Below are 249 nucleotides of genomic sequence, written 5' to 3'. Positions count from 1 at the left end.
CGTGGAGGTGTGCTCCCAGGAGTCCCCGTCCCAGAAATAAATGGTTCCGGTATTCGTATTGACGTAAATATCGCCTGTATCCGCGCCGGACGGGGTGGTCATCCCCGGGGCACTGACGTCGGTGCCGCTCAGGACCTCGCAGTTGCACTGGTCGGCCAGGTTGACCGTAGTCTGGGCGTATCCCGCCGCAGTAAACAGCAACAGGAAGGCGAGTACGATGAAATTTTTCATGGTACCTGGTATTTCATT

At 56.6% G+C, this 249-nt stretch carries 1 protein-coding gene; it reads right to left on the bottom strand.

Translation table 11 applies throughout. The features are described from left to right. A partial coding sequence (locus ACRHNM_RS17605; RefSeq protein WP_431137941.1) for a hypothetical protein occupies window positions 1–231 on the bottom strand: 231 nt, incomplete at its 3' end. Between the last annotated feature and the right edge of the window lie 18 nt (window positions 232–249).

The sequence above is a fragment of the Psychroserpens mesophilus genome, from assembly GCF_050617655.1.
Lineage (GTDB): Bacteria > Bacteroidota > Bacteroidia > Flavobacteriales > Flavobacteriaceae > Psychroserpens > Psychroserpens mesophilus_A.
The sequence above is the reverse complement of the archived record's forward strand: the minus strand, read 5'-3'. Positions and strand labels throughout refer to the sequence as shown.